Annotated in this window: 14 protein-coding genes; 7 read left to right on the plus strand and 7 right to left on the minus strand. The window is 43.0% G+C overall.

Features of this window, described 5'->3' with window-relative positions:
* Positions 1-114: 114 nt before the first annotated feature.
* Entirely contained in the window at positions 115-726 is a 612-nt protein-coding gene (locus CLIN57ABFB40_RS14025) for a DNA-binding protein (protein ID WP_175630665.1), read from the minus strand.
* Between the two features lie 339 nt (positions 727-1065).
* Here CLIN57ABFB40_RS14025 and CLIN57ABFB40_RS14030 point away from each other — a divergent pair, with 339 nt between their 5' ends.
* Both CLIN57ABFB40_RS14030 and CLIN57ABFB40_RS14035 read left to right on the plus strand, forming a co-directional pair.
* A complete protein-coding gene (locus CLIN57ABFB40_RS14030; protein ID WP_175630666.1) occupies positions 1066-2973 on the plus strand; it encodes an Ig-like domain-containing protein in 1908 nt (635 codons plus the stop codon).
* The gene (locus CLIN57ABFB40_RS14035) at positions 2924-3793 is read left to right on the plus strand and encodes a DUF3108 domain-containing protein (RefSeq protein ID WP_175630667.1); all 870 of its coding nucleotides are present in this window, start codon (positions 2924-2926) and stop codon (positions 3791-3793) included. The genes CLIN57ABFB40_RS14030 and CLIN57ABFB40_RS14035 overlap by 50 nt, the downstream gene beginning before the upstream one ends.
* A 116-nt stretch (positions 3794-3909) precedes the next feature.
* On the opposite strand, the gene CLIN57ABFB40_RS14040 is transcribed toward CLIN57ABFB40_RS14035, so the two are convergent.
* Positions 3910-4320: a PaaI family thioesterase gene (locus CLIN57ABFB40_RS14040; RefSeq protein WP_175631231.1), complete on the minus strand. Its 411-nt coding sequence runs from the start codon at positions 4318-4320 to the stop codon at positions 3910-3912.
* Positions 4321-4462: 142 nt separating this feature from the next.
* On the opposite strand from CLIN57ABFB40_RS14040, the gene CLIN57ABFB40_RS14045 reads away from it, so the two are divergent.
* The 3 genes from CLIN57ABFB40_RS14045 (at position 4463) to CLIN57ABFB40_RS14055 (ending at position 10454) form a co-directional block, all read left to right on the plus strand.
* Positions 4463-5665, plus strand: coding sequence for a glycoside hydrolase family 88 protein (locus CLIN57ABFB40_RS14045; RefSeq protein ID WP_175630668.1), 1203 nt, complete (start codon positions 4463-4465; stop codon positions 5663-5665).
* 127 nt (positions 5666-5792) lie between these two features.
* Positions 5793-7343 (plus strand): sulfatase, encoded by a 1551-nt coding sequence (locus CLIN57ABFB40_RS14050; protein ID WP_175630669.1) that lies wholly within the window; start codon positions 5793-5795, stop codon positions 7341-7343.
* A gap of 249 nt (positions 7344-7592) precedes the next feature.
* Positions 7593-10454 carry a chondroitinase family polysaccharide lyase gene (locus CLIN57ABFB40_RS14055; protein ID WP_175630670.1) on the plus strand — a complete coding sequence of 954 codons (2862 nt, stop codon included), beginning with the start codon at positions 7593-7595 and terminating at the stop codon, positions 10452-10454.
* Positions 10455-10534: 80 nt separating this feature from the next.
* Here CLIN57ABFB40_RS14055 and cysS read toward each other — a convergent pair whose 3' ends face one another.
* The 4 genes from cysS to CLIN57ABFB40_RS14075 form a co-directional block, all read right to left on the minus strand.
* Positions 10535-12016: a cysteine--tRNA ligase gene (gene cysS, locus CLIN57ABFB40_RS14060; protein WP_175630671.1), complete on the minus strand. Its 1482-nt coding sequence runs from the start codon at positions 12014-12016 to the stop codon at positions 10535-10537.
* Positions 12017-12218: 202 nt separating this feature from the next.
* Complete coding sequence (locus tag CLIN57ABFB40_RS14065) at positions 12219-13034, minus strand: Cof-type HAD-IIB family hydrolase (RefSeq protein ID WP_175630672.1); 816 nt, start codon at positions 13032-13034, stop codon at positions 12219-12221.
* Positions 13035-13144: 110 nt separating this feature from the next.
* Entirely contained in the window at positions 13145-15157 is a 2013-nt protein-coding gene (locus CLIN57ABFB40_RS14070; RefSeq protein WP_175630673.1) for a PL29 family lyase N-terminal domain-containing protein, read from the minus strand.
* 22 nt (positions 15158-15179) lie between these two features.
* On the minus strand, positions 15180-17720 hold the full coding sequence (locus CLIN57ABFB40_RS14075; RefSeq protein WP_175630674.1) for a DUF4955 domain-containing protein: 2541 nt from the start codon (positions 17718-17720) through the stop codon (positions 15180-15182).
* Between the two features lie 66 nt (positions 17721-17786).
* On the opposite strand from CLIN57ABFB40_RS14075, the gene CLIN57ABFB40_RS14080 reads away from it, so the two are divergent.
* Together CLIN57ABFB40_RS14080 and mnmA are read left to right on the plus strand one after the other, a co-directional pair.
* On the plus strand, positions 17787-17966 hold the full coding sequence (locus tag CLIN57ABFB40_RS14080; protein WP_175630675.1) for a hypothetical protein: 180 nt from the start codon (positions 17787-17789) through the stop codon (positions 17964-17966).
* Positions 17967-18302: 336 nt separating this feature from the next.
* Positions 18303-19400: a tRNA 2-thiouridine(34) synthase MnmA gene (gene mnmA, locus CLIN57ABFB40_RS14085; RefSeq protein ID WP_175630676.1), complete on the plus strand. Its 1098-nt coding sequence runs from the start codon at positions 18303-18305 to the stop codon at positions 19398-19400.
* Between the two features lie 6 nt (positions 19401-19406).
* On the opposite strand, the gene CLIN57ABFB40_RS14090 is transcribed toward mnmA, so the two are convergent.
* Positions 19407-20915: a GH3 auxin-responsive promoter family protein gene (locus CLIN57ABFB40_RS14090; RefSeq protein ID WP_175630677.1), complete on the minus strand. Its 1509-nt coding sequence runs from the start codon at positions 20913-20915 to the stop codon at positions 19407-19409.
* Positions 20916-20917: the final 2 nt, after the last annotated feature.

Raw genomic sequence — 20917 nt, forward strand, 5'->3', positions numbered from 1 at the left:
TGTATTTTTCATTAGTTATTTTAAATACACTGGTGATAGCTCCTTGCCCCACAGTGATTAATGTTCTTTAACTCTTTGTGGTGCTAAAAGTCTATTTGATTATTCAATGTGAAGTCATTCTTCTCTTTTCTTTGCATATACCACCTGCTTGCCCGCTCCGTAACGAATCAGTATCCCTTGCTTGATAAAGGCATTTAGTTCGTTAAGTGCACGCTGCTTGTCATGCCCTGTCAACCGGCAATAATCGGCACGAGTCAAACAGGGATACCTCTTAAGATGCTCATTGATTATGGTCAGGCATTCTTCTTCACTGCGCCCTTTTCCATGAGGACGGGTGAAAGATTCTCCACGTTCCGGTCTCATTTGCCAACCCACTTCCTTTTTAAATTGAGTACCTGGTCGGAAATTGATATTCTTTAATTTGATGGATTGTGCATGTACTTCCTCTTTTTTCATGACGGGCGGTCCTTGCAGGGAAGCAGAAAAGTATCCGATGTCTCCCAGTTCTACAATCCATCCGTTGGCAAGCAAATCTCTCAGTTCGTTTTGGAAAGACTGCATGGCACCTGCCAATAAGCTGCGGCTTATTCCGGTGAATTTGTGTACACGATCCAGAAATTCGTCCTGATTGATAGTTCCTTTGAAAACCACGCGGGGATGGAGTGGTTGTTGTTCACCTGTTTGTTGGATATCAGGTGTTTCGTAGAGGTCGTAATGTATACTCATATTCGTTATTGTTTTATATTGCTACATGGATATATCCGTTTGCCTGTCCGGATGTATTTCGTCCGCTGTTTTTATTTCGTTTGACTATAGTCTTCCTTTCGGATGACTATAGTTATGCGCAAAGTAGACTATAGTTATCCTTGCGCATAACTATAGTTATACGAAGAGACATCAGGTAACAAAGGTAATTACTTTAACTGATAAAACTAATTATATTAGTAAGAAAAAGAAATAAAACTCCCATGAAGATTGTTTATTGTCCTGAGCTACTCTTTCGTTTTTTAATAAATTAGCTAGAAAGTGTGGTGTTTATTGGATAAGAACGCTTATTTTTGCAGCATGTTACAGTTTGAGAATCAAAAGATAAAACAAATAGTCCGCAAGGCGCTTCCGGTAGTAACGCTGGTAGCTATGTTATACTCCTGCGCCAGTATCGGGCGACCGGACGGGGGACCTTATGATGAGACTCCACCCCGTTTCATTGGCAGTACTCCTGCTGCCGGTGCGTTAAATAATGAAAGGACGAAAGTCTCTTTGATGTTCGACGAGTTTATAAAGTTGGAGAAAGCGACGGAGAAAGTAGTTGTTTCCCCACCTCAGATACAGCAACCCGAAATCAAGGCTTCCGGAAAACGAATACAGGTGAACTTGCTTGATTCTTTGAAACCGAACACTACCTATACCATTGACTTTTCGGATGCCATTGTTGATAATAATGAAGGTAATCCGTTGGGAAACTTTGCATTAACCTTTTCTACCGGTGCGCAGATTGATACGATGGAAGTGTCGGGAACAGTACTTGATGCCTCTAATTTGGAACCTATCAAAGGCATTCTTGTCGGACTGCATTCCAACCTGAGCGATTCGGCTTTCAACAAGTTGCCTTTCGACCGCGTGGCACGCACGGACAGTCGTGGACGATTCTCTATTCGCGGCATAGCTCCCGGTAAGTACCGTATTTACGGATTGATGGATGCCGACCAGAATTTTACTTTTAATCAGAAAAGTGAGGTGATTGCTTTTCATGATTCGCTGATTATCCCTCGTATGGAAGAACGTATACGTATGGATACAGCCTGGGTGGATTCATTGACCTATGATACGATTGTTGAGAAGAAGTATATGCATTATCTGCCCGACGATGTGATTCTCCGGGCTTTCAAAGAACTGAATTATTCGCAATATCTTATCAAATCCGAAAGGCTTGTGCCGCATAAGTTTACTTTCTATTTTGCAGGTAAGGCAGACACTCTGCCTGTGCTGAAAGGATTGAACTTCGATGAAAAGGATGCTTTTATCATCGAAAAGAATCAGCGGAATGATACGATTCATTATTGGGTCAAAGACTCCTTGCTCTTTAAACAGGATACGCTTTCCATGAGCCTGACTTATCTTTATACGGATACCTTGAATCAGTTGGTACCGCGTACGGATACCTTGAACTTGGTTTCGAAGCAGAAATACAAGAAAGACGAGCCGGAAAAGGAGAAGAAGAAAAAGAAGAAAAAGAAAGATGAGGAGGACGAGCCGGAACCTACGAAGTTCCTGCCGGTGAATGTCAGCGCGCCTTCGTCAATGGATGTATATGGTTATGTTTCTCTGAATTTCGATGAACCGATAGCCAGCTTTGACAGTACCGCTATTCATCTGCGGCAGAAAGTGGATACGCTTTGGAAGGATATACCGTTTGAGTTTGAACAGGACTCTCTGAATCAGAAGAAGTTTAACTTGTATTATGATTGGGAACCGACTTTTGAATACGAGTTTGAGGTAGATTCTACGGCTTTCCATGGTATATACGGATTGTTTACCGATAAGATAAAGCAAGGATTTAAAGTACGTAGTGAAGATGAATACTTCACTCTTCATTTCAGTGTGACGGGGGCTGATTCTTTGGCATTCGTCGAACTGCTTGATGCGCAAGACAAGGTAGTCCGTAAGCGTATGGTGAAAGATGGAATGGCCGATTTCTATTTCTTGAATCCGGGAAAATATGCAGCCAGGCTGATTAATGACACAAATGGAAATGGAGAATGGGATACGGGAGACTTTGCAAAAGGTTTGCAACCGGAAGCCGTTTTCTATTATCCGACAATATTAGAGTATAAGGCGTTGTGGGACGTGACACAACCATGGGATATTCATGCGACCCCTGTGGATAAACAGAAACCGGATGAGCTTAAAAAACAAAAACCAGATGAAGACAAGAAGAAAAAAGATAGAAACAATCAGAACAGGCGCCGCTAGCTTCCGCCGTAGCTTGATTATCGGAACTGTGGCATTGCTGATGGGAATTTTCGCCCTTCCCGCCAGTGCCCAATGTGAGGCGAAGAACGATGCGTTTCAGACGGGCGAACACGTGATGTACGATTTGTACTTCAACTGGAAGTTTGTCTGGGTGAAAGCCGGACTTGCCAGTCTGACAACCAATGCGACTACCTACCATTCGGAACCGGCTTTCCGGATGAACCTGCTTGCTTTGGGCAGCAAACGGGCGGATTTCTTTTTCAAGATGCGTGATACGTTGACTTGCGTGATTGGCGAGAAGCTGGAGCCGCGCTATTTCCGTAAGGGTGCCGAGGAAGGAAAACGTTATACAGTGGATGAGGCTTGGTTCTCGTATAAGGACGGGCTCTGCTTTGTCAATCAGAAACGTACGTACCGGGATGGAACGTTTAATGAATCGGAAGCAAGTGACAGCCGTTGTATATATGATATGTTGAGCATTCTGGCGCAGGCACGCTCTTACGACCCTGCAGATTATAAGGTGGGAGACAAAATCAAGTTTCCGATGGCTACGGGACGTAAGGTGGAAGAGCAGACGCTTATCTATCGCGGGAAGGAAAACGTAAAAGCCGAGAATGGAGTTACTTATCGTTGCTTGATTTTTTCATTAGTCGAATATGATAAGAAAGGGAAAGAAAAGGAAGTTATTACTTTCTTTGTGACGGATGACTTGAACCATCTTCCGGTTCGTCTGGATTTGTTCCTGAACTTTGGTTCGGCTAAGGCGTTCCTGAATGATGTACGGGGGAATCGGCATCCGATGACTTCTATCGTTAAATAAGTAGAGAATATTAGGTACGGACTTCGCGGATTACACGGTTTTTATATAATTGAAACCGGGTAATCCGCGAAATCCTTATCTAAACATATAGCTTCACAATCTGTTTTAACTTCTCTTTATTCTTCTACCTCAAAAGGAACTTTCTGGTCTTTTCTGAATACGCTGGATTCGAAAGTTGCAATCAAATCTCCATTCTGATTAGTAATATCTACTTGATAGCAACCTGTGCTCCGGCCGATATAACGTTCGCGTGCTTCGGCATAAAGAGTATCGCCCGGTCCGCTGGCACGTACGAAGGTAATGGTGGATGAAAGCGAGAAAGCAAGTGTGCCATGTGAATTGGCAGCCGCAGCCAGTGCAAGGTCGGCCAATGTAAAGATGGCTCCGCCTTGTGTACGGGCTCCTGCGTTCAGATGTTCGGGTTTTATTTCCAACTTGGCTTTGCTGTACCCTTTTCTTACTTCCAGTAGGACTATGCCTGCGTTTTCGGCGAATACGTCATTCTTAAAAAACTCTTGTGGGGTCATCATATTTATTCTTTTTCGATTTTTCTTCCGCAAATGTACCAAAATTGTCCCTCATTTGGATTATTTAGGTCGGTCTATTCTCTTGAAATGCACTACTTTTGCAATCAAGAAAATTAATCACTTAACAAATAATCCCTGTATTATGAAAACAATTCTTAGCGCATTAGGACTTTCCCTTTTGATCTTTACGAGTTGCGGTGGACAAAAAAAAGTTGAAGTAGACTTTATTCAGGACAACATCGACAACGCAGTGGCACAGAACACGATTCAAACGGATATTATCGAGAAATCCGGCAAGGTTCTGAATCCGCGAACCATCAACGAAGACGGCAGTATATCTTATATACCTATTGAAGATTGGTGCTCTGGTTTTTACCCTGGTAGCATGTGGCTGACTTATAACCTGACCGGAGATAAGAAATGGTTGCCGCTGGCTGAAAAATATACGGAAGCTCTTGATTCCGTGAAGTATCTGAAATGGCATCATGACGTAGGATTTATGATTGGTTGCAGCTATCTGAACGGATACCGTCTGGCTGACAAGAAAGAATATAAGGATGTGATTGTCGAAGCAGCCAAATCGCTCTCTACACGTTTCCGTCCGAATGCCGGTGTTATCCAATCATGGGATGCTGATAAAGGCTGGCAGGGAACACGTGGATGGAAATGTCCGGTGATTATTGATAATATGATGAACCTTGAACTTTTGTTTGAAGCAACAGCTCTTTCCGGTGATTCTACTTTCTATAATATTGCTGTGAAACATGCAGATACAACTATGGCACACCATTTCCGTCCGGATAACAGTTGTTATCATGTAGTAGACTACGATCCTGAAACCGGTGAAGTGCGCAAGAGACAAACTGCACAGGGATATGCTGATGAATCGGCTTGGGCTCGCGGACAAGCTTGGGCTCTTTACGGATATACTACTTGCTATCGCTATACGAAAGACAAGAAATATCTCGACCAGGCTCAAAAGGTATATAATTTTATCTTTAACAACAAGAATCTGCCGGAAGACCTCGTTCCTTATTGGGACTACGATGCACCGAACATTCCGAATGAACCTCGTGACGCTTCCGCTGCGGCTTGTACAGCTTCTGCCCTCTACGAATTGGACGGTTATCTGCCGAGCAACCAATACAAGGAGACTGCTGATAAGATTATGGTAAGTCTGGGTTCGCCCGCTTATCGTGCAGAGGTGGGTACTAACGGCAACTTTATCCTGATGCACTCGGTGGGCAGTATTCCTCACGGTCAGGAAATTGATGTCCCTCTGAACTATGCCGACTATTACTTCCTGGAAGCGCTGATGCGCAAAAGAGATCTCGAAAAGAAATAAATCTCATTGATATGTACAGTGAACGGTAAATGATGAACATAGGCTTCTGTATATAGCTTGTCCATCGTTCACCGTTCATTTGTTTATTATCTTTATTATAACCCGTTTATCGTTAACTATCATTATCATGAATAAACCTATAAACCTTTTGGTCGGTGGGCTGACTTTGTTTGCAGCACAGGGTTGCAAAGCCCCGAAGCAAGTTGCGGAACAAGCTGAGCATCCGAATATTATCTATGTATTTCCCGACCAATACCGTAACCAGGCAATGGGATTCTGGAGTCAGGACGGATTCCGGGATAAAGTAAATTTTCAGGGTGATCCTGTTCATACCCCCAACCTGGATGCATTTGCCCGCGAATCCATGGTGTTGTCTTCTGCACAGAGCAACTGTCCGCTGAGTAGCCCTCATCGTGGAATGTTATTGACAGGTATGTATCCCAACCGGAGCGGCGTGCCTTTGAACTGTAATTCTACGCGTCCCATCAGTTCGTTGCGCGAGGATGCAGAATGTATCGGCGATGTGTTTAGCAAAGCCGGTTATGACTGTGCTTATTTCGGAAAACTTCATGCCGATTTTCCAACTCCGAACGACCCCGAACACCCAGGACAATATGTAGAATCCAAACGTCCGGCATGGGATGCCTATACTCCGAAAGAACGTCGTCACGGATTTAACTACTGGTATTCTTACGGTACGTTTGATGAGCATAAGAATCCTCACTATTGGGATACGGACGGCAAGAGACACGACCCGAAAGAATGGTCGCCTTTGCATGAATCGGGCAAGGTGGTTTCGTATTTGAAAAATGAGGGTAACGTGCGCGATACAAAGAAACCTTTCTTTATTATGGTAGGCATGAACCCGCCTCATAGTCCGTATCGCTCTTTAGACGACTGTGAAGAGCAGGATTTCAATCTTTACAAGGATAAATCTTTGGATAGCTTGCTGATTCGTCCGAACGTAGACCTGAAGATGAAAAAGGCAGAATCTGCCCGTTATTATTTTGCTTCCGTAACGGGAGTTGACCGTGCTTTCGGTCAGATTCTGGAAACGCTGAAAGACTTGGGACTGGATAAGAATACGGTTGTTATCTTCGCTTCCGACCATGGCGAGACGATGTGCAGCCAAGGTACCGAAGACCCGAAGAACTCGCCTTACTCCGAATCAATGAATATTCCGTTTATCGTGCGTTTCCCGGGCAAGATTCAACCGGGAGTAGATGACTTGCTGCTGTCATCACCGGATATTATGCCTACTGTGCTGGGTTTGTGCGGATTGGGTGATTCTATTCCGGCAGAAGTGCAAGGGCGTAACTTCGCTCCTCTTTTCTTCGATGAAAAGGCGGAAATTGTCCGCCCGACGGGTGCACTGTATATCCAAAATCTGGACGGTGAAAAGGATGAAAACGGATTGGTGCAGACTTATTTCCCTTCTTCGAGAGGTATCAAGACGGCACAATATACATTGGCTTTATACATCGACCGCAATACGAAGCAACTAAAGAAGAGCCTTCTGTTTGATGACTTGAATGATCCTTATCAGTTGCACAACCTGCCTTTGGAAGAAAATAAGGAAGTAGTGGAGCAACTTTATCGTGAAATGGGAATTATGCTAAAGGAAATTAACGATCCTTGGTACACGGAAAAGATTCTGTCGGACAGAATTCCTTATTAACAGGAACCTATGTAATTGAATGAAAATTTAATTTAGACAGAAAAACAAAAGAATATAAAGGCTGTATTTAACGTCAGTTCGATAGATGTCTGTACTTTTCGATTCTCCTCCTTCCCGAAGGACGGGAAGCCATGCGGGCGAACTTATATCGAACTCACGTTATTTAGATAGTTATTTTTGCTGTTTATAAAATTATTGTTCTATCTTTTGTTCTTATGTTCTTCTGTCTAAAAATTAATATGCGATTGAATGAAAAATACTTGTTTCATCATACTATTATTGCTTGGAAGTATCTCTTCCGCTTTTGCCCAATTCATCGGATTTGAAGACGGAGTCCCCGAAGCGTTCAACGTTTCGGGAAAGGGAGAACTGAAAGCATCCTCTCTCTTTTATAAAGAAGGGGAGAGCAGCCTGGAATGGGATTTTCAACCCGGTTCTGCTTTAAATGTTCAAATCTCTCCTTTATCACTCAATGCGAAGAAAGAGAAGCAGTTCGGCATTACTTTGTGGATTTATAATGAGAAACCGCAGCAGGATTCTATCCGCTTCGAGTTCTTGAATAAGGCGGGCGAAGTCTCTTATTGGTTCTCTTATCATTTGCAGGCAGCCGGTTGGCGTGCGTGCTGGATTTCTTTCGAGTATATGAAAGGAGAGAAGAACGACAAGAATATCGTTTCTTACCGGTTGGTTGCTCCTCAACGGAAAGGACGTATTTTCCTTGACCGTCTGACTTTTCCTGAGAAGAAGATGAATCTTCGCACTACTCCCGACCAGCAATTGCCGTCCAATAACGGCTTGTCTAATCGTGACCTCTGGCACTGGTGTCTCGTGTGGAAGTGGGAACAGCAATCATATGATGTCCCGTTAGCATCTAAGTTGACTGGTCAGCAAAAGAAAGAGCTGAAAACCATCGAACAGCGTCTGACTGACTTTCTTGAAGTGAAAAAAGCACCGCAGGGACAGATTAACGCTGCCTATAAGACATTTGAGAAAGCCGCTATCACTCCATCCGTCGCCGGAACAGGTTTTGTAGGGACACCTATTGTGGCGCCCGACGAACAGGATAAGAAAAAAGGGGAAATGTCATGGAATGATATTGAAACCATGCTTTCCGGCTTTGCCTATGATATGTATTACAATCAGAATGAGACGTCGAAGAAGAACTATTTCACTGTATTCGACTATGCCATTGACCAGGGATTTGCGTTCGGTAGTGGTATGGGGACGAATCATCATTATGGTTATCAGATTCGTAAGATATATACGACTGCCTGGTTGATACGTGATGCGATTTATAAACATCCTCATCGGGACGCTTATCTCTCTACATTGCGTTTTTGGGCGGCTTTGCAGGAAACCCGCCAGCCGTGTTCCCCGACGCGCGACGAACTGCTGGACTCCTGGCATACGTTATTGATGGCGAAATTCATCTCTGCTATGATGTTCCCTGATGCTAGAGAACAGGAACAGGCTTTGAACGGCTTATCCCGTTGGCTGTCTTCTTCCTTACGATATACGCCGGGAACGATTGGCGGTATAAAAGTGGACGGCACTACTTTCCATCATGGCGGTTTCTATCCGGGATACACCACCGGTGTATTGGCTACAGTGGGACAATTTATCGCTTTCACTAATGGGACGAGCTTTGAATTGACAAAAGAGGCGCGCCAGCATATGAAGTCCGCTTTTATTGCCATGCGCAACTATTGTAATCTTTATGAATGGGGTATTGGTATCAGCGGACGTCATCCCTTTGGTGGAAAAATGGGAAGTGATGATATTGAAGCATTTGCCAACATTGCTATGTCCGGCGACTTGTCCGGTCAGGGGAATACATTCGACCGTGGCCTGGCTGGCGATTATTTGCGTCTCGTACGCAACGAAGATACTCCGAATGCACGTTTTTTTAAGAAAGAAGGTGTGCAGCCGGCACAGGCTCCGCAAGGCTTTTTTGTCTACAACTACGGCTCGGCAGGTATTTTCCGCCGTGCGGACTGGATGGTAACGCTGAAAGGATATACCACCGATGTATGGGGTTCTGAAATTTATGTGAAGGACAATCGTTACGGACGGTATCAGAGTTATGGTTCGGTACAGATTATGGGCAAAGGAAATCCCGTATCTCGTGCCGGCAGCGGCTTTGTACAGGAAGGATGGGACTGGAATCGTTTGCCGGGTACAACGACCATTCATTTACCTTTTGAACTGTTGGATAGCCCGCTGAAAGGAACTACCATGGCTCATTCTAAAGAAAATTTCTCAGGTAGCAGTTCTTTGGAAGGGAAGAATGGCATGTTTGCCATGAAGCTGATGGAACGTGACTATAAGAACTTTACACCGGATTTCGTTGCCCGTAAATCTGTATTCTGCTTTGATAACCGGATGATTTGTCTGGGAACGGGCATAACAAACAGTAACACGGATTATCCGACGGAAACGACCCTTTTCCAGACCAAATACAATGGAGTGGATTCTAAAGTAGGAGATGATAATTATTGGTTGCATGATGGCTATGATAATTATTATCACGTGGTTGACGGAAATGTTCGTACACAAGTTGCGGAACAGGAATCACGTCATGAAAAGACTCGTACAGTGACTAAGGAAAAGTTCTCCTCGGCCTGGATTGAGCATGGCAAAGCTCCGAAGGATGGAACGTATGAATATATGGTGTTGATACAACCCTCTGCCACTGATTTGGATGAAGTGCGTAAAACTCCGGCATATGAGGTCTTGCAACGCAATCAGACAGCCCATGTGGTTTATGATAAAAAAACAGGGATTACGGCATACGCCGCTTTTGAAACTTACCAACCCGACGGTGACAAACTGATTTCCGCTATTCCCGCAGAAACGATGGTAATGTATATGAGGGAACCGGATAAAGGTATCCGTCTGAGTGTCTGTGACCCTAATCTGAATATAAAAGAGAAGGCTTATACAACGAAGGAACCGAGTCGTCCTATCCGTAAGGAGATACGCCTCAAAGGACACTGGACATTGATGGTTCCGATGGAAAATGTTCAGTTGGAGCAACAGGGAGAGAATACCGTATTGACGGTGACCTGCCAACATGGGCAACCTGTTGAAATGCTCATGCATAAAAAGTGATGAAAAAAGAGAAGACCGGTTCGTGGTGAACCGGTCTTCTTTATTTTTAGTTTGCACTGTGAAATGCTCTGTTTCTTGTTTTATTTATTCAATCTCCACTCGAAACCGTCCTTTGTATCTTTTACCTCGAATCCGAGCGCAGTCAATGTATTACGAATTTCATCGGAAGTAGCCCAGTCTTTATTGGCTTTTGCTTTCATGCGTTGCTCCAGCAACATGTCTACTACCTTGCCGTATGCTGCCTCACGACCATCGGAAGAACCTTTTTCCTCTTTCAGTCCCATGATGTCGAAACTGAACAAGTGGAATGTTTCTTTCAGCTCTTTCAAGTCTTCAGCGGAAATAGTAGCATTTCCGGCGATGATATTGTTAATGATACGGGCACCTTCAAAAAGTTGTGCGATGACAATAGGAGTATTCAGGTCATCGTTCATTGCCTCATAACATTTGGCACGTAGTTCTTTTATGTTAATTCCTTCTGAAGTTGCTGCTGAAGGAGTTATTTTTTCCAATGCAGCAATGGCTTCCATCAGTCGTTGCAACCCCTTTTCTGATGCTTGCAGCGCTTCATTGCTGAAATCAACCGTGCTGCGGTAGTGAGCTTGCAGGATGAAGAAACGGATAGTCATTGGAGTGTAGGCTTGCGTCAATAACTTATGAGTGCCGTTGAAGAACTCGTCCAGCGTGATGAAGTTACCGAGTGATTTGCCCATCTTTGTTCCGTTGATGGTAATCATATTGTTGTGCATCCAGTAATGAACCATATCGTCGCCTTGCGAAGCTACCGATTGTGCGATTTCACATTCGTGGTGAGGGAAAATCAAGTCCATTCCACCACCGTGAATGTCGAAATGCTCGCCAAGATACTTACGTCCCATAGCGGTACATTCGGCATGCCATCCGGGGAAACCGTCGCTCCAGGGAGACGGCCAGCGCATGATATGTTCCGGTTGTGCTTTTTTCCAAAGGGCAAAGTCGGCAGGATTGCGCTTTTCGCTTTGTCCGTCGAGGTCGCGGGTGGTATTCAATACGTCATCCAGATTGCGTCCGGACAATTTACCGTAGTGATGGTCTTTATTGTATTTGGCAACATCGAAGTAGACGGAACCTTCGCTTTCGTAAGCGTATCCGGCATCCAGAATCTTCTGTACCAGTTGGATTTGTTCGATGATGTGGCCCGAAGCATGCGGCTCGATGCTGGGGGAAAGCACGTTGAGTGCTTCCATTGCTTTGTGGTAGCGGTTCAGGTAATACTGAACAACTTCCATCGGCTCCAGTTCTTCCAGGCGGGCTTTCTTGGCGATTTTATCTTCTCCTTCGTCGGCATCATGTTCCAAATGGCCTACGTCGGTAATATTGCGTACATAACGTACCTTATATCCTAGATGAGTGAGATAACGGAAGAGTACGTCGAATGTAATGGACGGACGGGCATGTCCCAAATGAGCGTCACCGTAAACAGTCGGTCCGCACACATACATGCCTACATGAGGTGCGTGGAGCGGTACGAATAACTCTTTCTTTCTATCTAACGTGTTGTAAATGGTAAGTTGATGTTCCATAACATTTTATATTTGTTCTATTGGAATCGCAAAGTTAGTATAAAATCTGAATATGCGTCCTATCTTTAATAAGTTCATTTATAGTTCCAATTTATTTTTCTCTTATTGGAACGATGTGTTTCTCGGTGTGAAACGGTTTGTTTCACTGCTTGAAACGAAGTGTTTCACACCGAGAAACAAAAAGTTTCAAAGCGGGTTGAAACTAAAGCTCCGCAAGTAGAAATTTATTGATTGCTTCGGCTACGCCGTCTTCTTCATTGCTTAAAGTGACATAATCCGCCGCTTTTTTCACTGGTTCCTGTGCATTGCCCATGGCAATGCCTAGTCCGGCAAATTTTATCATTGACAAATCATTGTAACCATCGCCTATTGCTATGATTTCTTCGCGTTCTACTCCTGTCTCTTTTAATAAAACGGCAAGAGACAGAGCTTTGTCAATTCCCTGCGGGACTAGTTCGAGAAAATAAGGCTCAGAACGGAATACATTAATATGTCCTTGCAATCGGAGAGAGAGTTCGGATTCCAAAGGGATTAGCTTGTCGGCATCTCCCACAATCAGGCATTTGGCTACGGGAAGCGTGATGTCCGTCAGGAAGTCGTTTGTTTCCCGAACTGCCATCTTGTTCAGAAAAGCTTCTTTCTGTACATACGGGTCTTCGGAGTTTTCGGTTACAATCTCTGCTCCGTCGTAAGTTAATATGCTTAGATGGTGAGTACGCGCACATTCATAAAGTACAGGAACTACATCATTCGGAAGTACATTCTCGTAAATCATTTCCTGTGTTTTCCAGTTGATGATTTCCCCGCCGTTGTAGGACAGGATGAATCCGCCGAATTCATTCATGCGCAATTCGTTGGCCAGCGGGACGATGCCGTAAGTCGGCCGTCCGGAAGCCAATACCACGTGGACACCTTGTTCTTGTACACGTATCAGTGTTTCCCTGGTGCGGGGAGTGATTACTTTTTTAGAGTTGGTAAGTGTGCCGTCAAGATCGAGCACGATAAGTTTGTATTTCATGCAGGTTGTTTTGGGGACAAAGATAGGGTAAAAAAGTATTTTAGCAAGATTATATAACAGAAAAGGATGTCATATTGACATCCTTTTCTGTTATATAATTGAATGGTTAGTTATTGTGCACCATAATTCTTGTATTCAGCTTTGAGAGTAAAAGTGCCTGATGAAAAGTCTATTGTGGCGAACGGGGTTGTCTCTAAAATAGATATCTTATTACTTCCGGAACCATCTTGAAGTTTAGAACTTCCGTGATAAGTCAACCAACTTCGTGTAGTGCCGCTACCTGTACTTTCATCAAATACAATATTGTCGCTTACTTGAATTAGACCGGTTGCGTTTTCGCCATAATAACTGTAGAAAGAAGACGACTTAGTGTTTGCGTAGTTGGCGTCAGCACCATAAAATACGTTCTTCTGCATCTGAATATCGGCTTTCATATAGAACTTGTTTAAAACATTTGTTCCAATGAAATTCATGAATGTATTGTTGCTTATGTTTACATTGACTATGTTGCTATTTATTGGGGTCGCCGCACCTTTGTCATTCCATGCCCATATTTGCCCTTTAATGGGTAAGTTGCTGTAAACTGTATTGTTTTTGAATACAAATTTTGGATAACCATCCAGATTGCTACTATTATAGAGATTGATTAATGGAAGATTCTGCGCCGGTTCTATATCACATGCAATTTTTGTATTGGTAATCTCTATTTTATCTATTCCTTTATCATAAGTTGCTGCGTTATATATCGGCTTTTGCATGTTTTTGATGGAGCAATCCTCAATTATTAGCCATTCTGCATTTTTTGTTGCATTGGCATTGTTTAGGAAATAAGTTTTATTAGAGGAACCATCCAATGAATTCATGTCCAGTACAATATTTTTTAGAGCAAGACCTCCTGTAGTCAGTTTTGTACAGAATTCAGGGCTGAATACAGGTTGTTCATTTTCCAGTTGACCAATCAGTATGATATTTGTTTTAATAGTTTTGATTCCACCTGCCGTAATAAATTTGTTTGCAGTTCCGGTAAGGAATAAAAGGGTGGGGGTATCTACATTATTAATTTCGTTAGAAAGGTCAACATCTTCAGTGGAAGCGTCAAATGATTTCATTGTGTAACCGGAAGTCTTGTTGATAGTCAGTTCTCCGATGGTGATATCTTTTCCCGCTTCATAATCTGCCTTATAGTCTTTAATGGCAGGGATATCTTCTCCAATCTCTACTTGAATCTTAGTTAATTGTGCATGTACCCCTTTTGATGCCAAGATAGCAATATCCTTGGTATTATCAGCAATAGCGCGTGTCGATGGAGCGGTTGTGGAAGGGGCGGTAACTTTTACTTTAGCTACTTCCTCGACGGCATCGCCTATTTCAACAGTCCATCCGGCCGGAGCTGCAATTACAGATACGTTTTCAGCGCCTTTGATATGTAAGTCAAACTCTTTGGAGTTGCCAGCTGCAATTTTTTGTATGCCTGTGTAACTTTCATCAAAATAACAGAAGAAGTCTTTCACAACGGGGACTGATACGACAGTGCCGTCTTTTAAAGTGATTTCTAATGAAGAACCTGTATTTTCTACTTTTTGGAAGAAAGAATCTTCGGAAGGAGCAGATGAGTCATCGGGAATAGCTTTCACCGGATTACCATTTTCGTCTTTCACTTGGGTATAATTGTTTCCATCTGTGCTTACTTCCCAATATCCATCGTTTACACGGAATTTGGGAGTTATACCATCTTCTCCTTTAGCTTTTACAGGTTGTCCGTTAACCAAAATGGGGGTATAAGTATTGCCATTATCATAGCTAACCTGCCAGTTTCCCTCGTCATTGATTCCTATCAGCGGGAAGAGGGCGGAAGTTGAAGTCTTTTCAACCAATTTCAGTGTACTTCCATCACTAAGTGTAAGTGTATAAACTCCGTCTGTATGATCTATATTGGTGATAGTCTTACCTTCCTTGCAAAGTTCCCGAATCACTTCTATATTATTATTCAGGTCATTGATTTGGGTTTCCAAAGAGGTCACGCGTTTCTTGAGGTCATTGATATCATCCTCTAAATCATCGGTGTTATTACATCCTGCCAGACATACGGCTATTAACATGAATACATACCAAAATTTCTTCATAATCGTATTATTTTAAAAGTTATTATTGCAGTGAGTTTAACCAGGCCGGAACATAATTTAGCCGGTTGCGAAGTTGGGCTTCGTATAAAGAATAGGGAGATACTGGGGCTCCCGGGGCTTCGTTGCGTATCATCTGAGTTTCATCAAAATTGATGGAAGTGCCATGGAAACCGACTACGATAGGTTTAAGGAATTTCCACCATGGCCCGTCTGCCCACCATTTGAATTTTTCTCCCCATGCAGCGTCATATTTTACATTCAATGCATTCATATTCCAGATGGTAAGATCTGCGAGATGATTAGGCATCTGGTTGGAGTCTCCTCCTTGTCTCCAAGGCATGAAACCACCACTACAACAGTCTATCAAGGTAGCACGTGGTTGTGTCGCATGTGATTCGAAACAGGCATCTTTACCCCATTGTACCTTCCATATAACGGCACCCAGGCTTTGTTTGGAAACACCGCAACCATGATATTGACCTGCCCCCTGAATGATGACATTACCGATTGTCTGGTCCTTGATTGCTTCGTATCCATTGCTTTCATCAATGACTTTCCCAATAAACACACGTGAGGAAGCTTGTGAACGAATGGCAGCGTGACCTCGGTTTCCACCGATGTGGACATCATATACTGAGACATTGGCACAGCTAGTAATAGAAGAAGCCTCACTTACACTTACAAAATTTATTCGGCGCATCCAGGAATTTGTAAGACGCACGAAGTCAATAATCTTATAAGCACCGTCATCCGCTCCGTCTACATTGGGACGATGATGCATGAAATCTTCTTTGGCTTCTCCTGCAAAAGTCAGATCCTCTACACCTATATTTTCATAGTGGGGATAGGTATGGAATTCCCATGTTCCAAGTTCAGGATCAACTTCATGCATCAGCGGTTCTACGAATTCTATGGTGTTGCCGGATACAGATTTGACCTGGTGGTAATCATATACTTCCACTCCATCTTTGATGTTTGTCATCCCGGCAGTTGCCGTATATGGGGAGAGCTCTTGTGCTAATAATGTGGCATTGTTACTTTTCATATGCAGATAAACCCAGTCACCGCTTTTAATACCTGTACTGGAAGCTAATGTCACTTTAAATGAACCTTTCGGTGCTTTCTGATTTACTTCTGATAACTGAGTTTCACTCGTTTTTCTTCCATTGTTCTTGAGTTCAAGCATTACCGGTGTGCTCCACATCTTGTCAGGATCGGTCTGTGTATTGGCTTCAGCCATTTTTATGGTTGTTTTGTCTCGTCCGGCTCCTTTTATAATCAAATTGTTCATGGTTAGTCTTAAAGGAGTATTTTTTTCTCCTTCTCCTTGGAGTATATATTCTCCAGGAGGAAAATAAATAATCGCATTGGCACTGTTCATGTGATAACGAATTGCATCTTTGTCGGTACCTCTTGTTGCTCCCATTGCTTCCAATAATTTGATGAATGCTTCGCGGTCTGATTTACCATCGTTGGGAATAGCTCCGTAATCTTTTATGTTATAAACTTTATAACCCAATGTATATACATCGGGTGGGGCTACTTCACCATGCTTGTAACCGGCATAAGAGAAATCGAGTAATACATTATCAGGAGCTCCTGTAATAAATTCGTTCCATGCCAGACAAGCGGTCGCGTCATATTTACTAGTCAATAACTTTACTCGGATAGGAAGGATACGAATATATTTTTGGGGGGAAGTAATGATTATTCGAATTGTTTCTTGTCTCTCCACATCCGTTTTATCGGGAGCGGTAATACTTAGTTCTGTTTCTGATAAAGTAACTTTCCACCCTTGAGGAGCTTGAATTGTGGCTTCTTCTATATCGCTTTGTTCTACCTCATAGTGACGTGTTTCACTAAGTGGGAATACTTGTTCGTTTTCAGTGCCTTTCACGTTTAGGTAGAAGGTGTCTATTACCGGAAATGAAAGTTCTGTATCCGGGGCGGTTTTTAAAGTTACTTTTAATTCCTTTGTTTCAGAATCATATTTTACTGTATTGAAAATGGAATTACTTCCGGTTCCAGGTAGTGCAGGCATTTTTTCTCCGTTGTCCAAAATATAATCATAGCTTTGTCCTCCGTCGTAGCTTACCTGCCAATACCCGTCAGTACTGATTCTTATTAATGGTGAAGAAATGGGATTGCCTTCGCTGTTAGTAGGAAATGCTTTGATAGGATTTCCGTCTGGATCCAACAAATACTGAGATGTTTCTCCGTTCATACTGTACATCCAATATCCGTCCTCACTGATGCTAAGTAGGGGAAGTAAATGTTCTACATCCTCACCGCTTAACACCGTGATGGTTTGCCCATCACTCATCTCAACTTTATATCCTTTATCGATAGGGGTGATACCGACAATTTGTTTGTCGGATAATAAATATTGCAGACTGTTTGCAGAGGCATTTACTTTGGTTATTGCTTCTTCTAATTTAGCTACACGATCTTTAAGTTGGTCAGCATCAGTCTGGAGGTCATCTATTTCATTACAAGAGTGCAATGAGAATAACATATAGCAGATGTAACCAAAGAGAAGATAGGTAATACTCCTGTTTTTCATACGTTTATTGTTTCGGGTTATTTTTTATTTCACAGTGGCAAAGATAACCTGATAAAATAAGAGTATATGGATAAAAAAATTCAGGAATACGATGAAATCATACATTTTACGATTCCATTAGTGGGATTGAGTCATAAAATGTTCTATTTTAGCAGGTCTACCCACTGTTCATTGCTCAACGCCGGCAATGCTTCGCTCTCTGTGACAAACGTTTCCGCTAGTTTCCGTTTTTCGTCTTGCAGATAGAGTATCTTTTCCTTTATGCTGTTATTTTCTCTTTCATTCTATTTAACGTCAGTTCGATATAAGTTTGTACTATTCCTATTCTCCTCCTTCGGGAAGGTTGCTCTCCCCTGATAACGGGGGAGTCGGAGGGGGTGAGTCCCCGTAGGGGGAGGTGGTAGGTAAACACATAAGTCTATCATCTACAATAAAATAGGAAGAACCTTGCTTATCCTACCACCCCGTCCTTCGGACACTCCTTCTCCGAAAGAGGGGAAACCATGCGGACGAAGTTATATCGAACTTACGTTATTTAGGCTTTAACTTACAAAGATGCGGGAAAATCCTTAATTTTGCAGCATGGTAAAAGAAAACAAACGAGTATTGTTAGGTATGAGTGGTGGCACGGATAGTTCCGTTGCTGCCATGCGACTGCTGGAAGCCGGTTATGAGGTAACCGGAATAACTTTCCGTTTTTATGAACTGAATGACTCGAGCGAATATCTGGAAGATGCCCGTAATCTGGCAGAACGTCTGGGTATTCGTCACATAACCTACGATGCCCGTGAAGTTTTCAACAAGCAAATCATCGAGTATTTTGTGCATGAATATTTAGCGGGTCATACCCCTGTGCCTTGCACATTGTGCAATAACCGTCTAAAGTGGCCTCTGCTTGCCGAAATTGCTGATGAAATGGGTATTTTTTACATTGCTACCGGTCACTATGTTCAAAAAGTAAAGCTAGAAGATACTTACTATATTACGCATGCCGTTGATTCGGACAAAGACCAGTCTTTTTTTCTATGGGGCTTGAAACAAGATATACTTCGTAGGATACTGTTGCCAATGGGCGAAATCACGAAAATCGAAGCCCGTGCCTGGGCAGCCGAACACGGCTTTCAAAAAGTTGCCACCAAAAAGGATAGCATAGGCGTCTGTTTTTGCCCGATGGACTATCGAAGCTTCCTGAAGAACTGGTTGGTTAGAAATGGTCAGACATTGGTCAGAGATGGTCAGCCATGGTCCGAAATGGTCAGCCGAGGGAAATTTGTCGATGAAAAGGGCAATTTTATAGCCTGGCATGAAGGATATCCCTTCTACACCATTGGCCAAAGGCGTGGACTGGGCGTTCATCTGAACCGTCCTGTTTTTGTAAAAGAGATAAATACGGAGAAGAATGAAGTGGTATTATCCTCACTTTCTGCCTTGGAAAAAACAGAAATGTGGTTGAACGACTGGAATATAGTGAATGAGGAACTCCTCTTAGGATACTCCGATATAATAGTGAAAATACGATATCGCAAACAAGAAAACCATTGTACAATCACTATTACGCCTGACAACCAGCTTCATGTACAACTTCATGAACCCTTAACTGCCATTGCGCCTGGACAAGCCGCCGCATTCTATAAAGATGGTTTATTACTCGGTGGCGGAATTATAATTGAATCCCGATAACCATTATCATTGATTTAAAAGCAACATCGTCTCAATATACTCCCTCGTATTACTCAATCTAGGCACTTTGTGCTGTCCTCCTAATTTCCCTCTCTGTGCCAACCAGTCATGGAATAGTCCTTGGCGGGCAACGATAACTTCCAACGGCTGCAAAGCAATATCTTTCCATCGTTTCGCCTCATAATCTGAATTAACCTCTTTCAGGGTAGCATCTAATATCGCTGCAAATCTCTCCACTGAATCCGGCATTTTGGCAAACTCAATCAACCACTGATGGCGGCATTTCGCATTTTCATCCATAAATACCGGTGCTGCGGAATACTCACAAATCTGTGCCCCGGTTTCCGCACAAGCCTTAGCCAACCCTTTCTCAGCATTGTCCACAATTAATTCCTCACCGAAAGCGTTGATGAAATGCTTCGTCCTACCCGTGATAACAAACTTATAAGGATTCTTACTTGTAAACTTCACAGTATCACCGATCATGTATCTCCACAAACCGCAGGAAGTAGAAATCACCATCGCATAATTCTTGTTCAACTCTACCTCTTCAAGGCAATATGCCCGCGGATTCTCTTTTTCCACTTCTTCCAGCGGAACAAATTCGTAGAAGATTCCGTAGTCGATCATCAGTAGCATAGCTGGATCAGAAAGATCGTTCTGCGTGCCGAAATACCCTTCGGAAGCGTTGTAAGTTTCTACATAATGCATCTTCGGCGAATGAATCACTTGTTTATATTGTTCACGATAAGGAGTGAAAGCCACTCCTCCATGGAAAAACACTTCCAGATTTGGCCACACCTCCTCTAATGTCCTTTTCCCGGTTTTCTCAAGAATTCGTTTGATAAGCACCAGCATCCAGGACGGTACACCGGACAAACTTGTAACATTCACCGGTATAGTACTGTTAGCGATTGCTTCTATTTTTGTTTCCCATTCGCTCATCAAGGCAATTTTCTTGCTTGGCACACGAACGAAATTAATAAGCGGATTTACATTCTGAATTAAAATGGCCGATAAATCCCCGACCAGACTATGATTGGAATTAAGGTTCGGGCTGTGGCTGCCACCTAGAATCAATCCTTTGCCTGAAAAGAAATGACTATCCGGATTGATACGGAAGTAAAGAGCCGCCGCATCTTTGCCCCCTCTGTAATGAATATCCTCCAAAGCTTCCTTGCTGACAGGAAGAAACTTGCTTTTATCATTGGTCGTACCAGATGATTTGGCGAACCAACGTATCTCCGACGGCCAAAGTAAATTTTGTTCTCCTGCCCGTAAGCGTTCCACATAAGGCTTTATTTCCTCATAAGTCTGAATCGGAAGGCGTTTTCTAAAATCTTCATAGCTGCGGATAGAAGCGTAGTCGTACTTTTTCCCCCATTCGGTCCGGGCAGCCTGCTGCACTAAGCGATTCAACACACGGTGTTGAATCTCACTTGCCTGATTGGCATATAGATCTATTTGTTTTAAACGGGAGTCAAAAGTCTTACTAATAATTTTTGTAATATTCATTT

This window comes from Bacteroides acidifaciens, assembly GCF_903181435.1.
GTDB lineage: Bacteria > Bacteroidota > Bacteroidia > Bacteroidales > Bacteroidaceae > Bacteroides.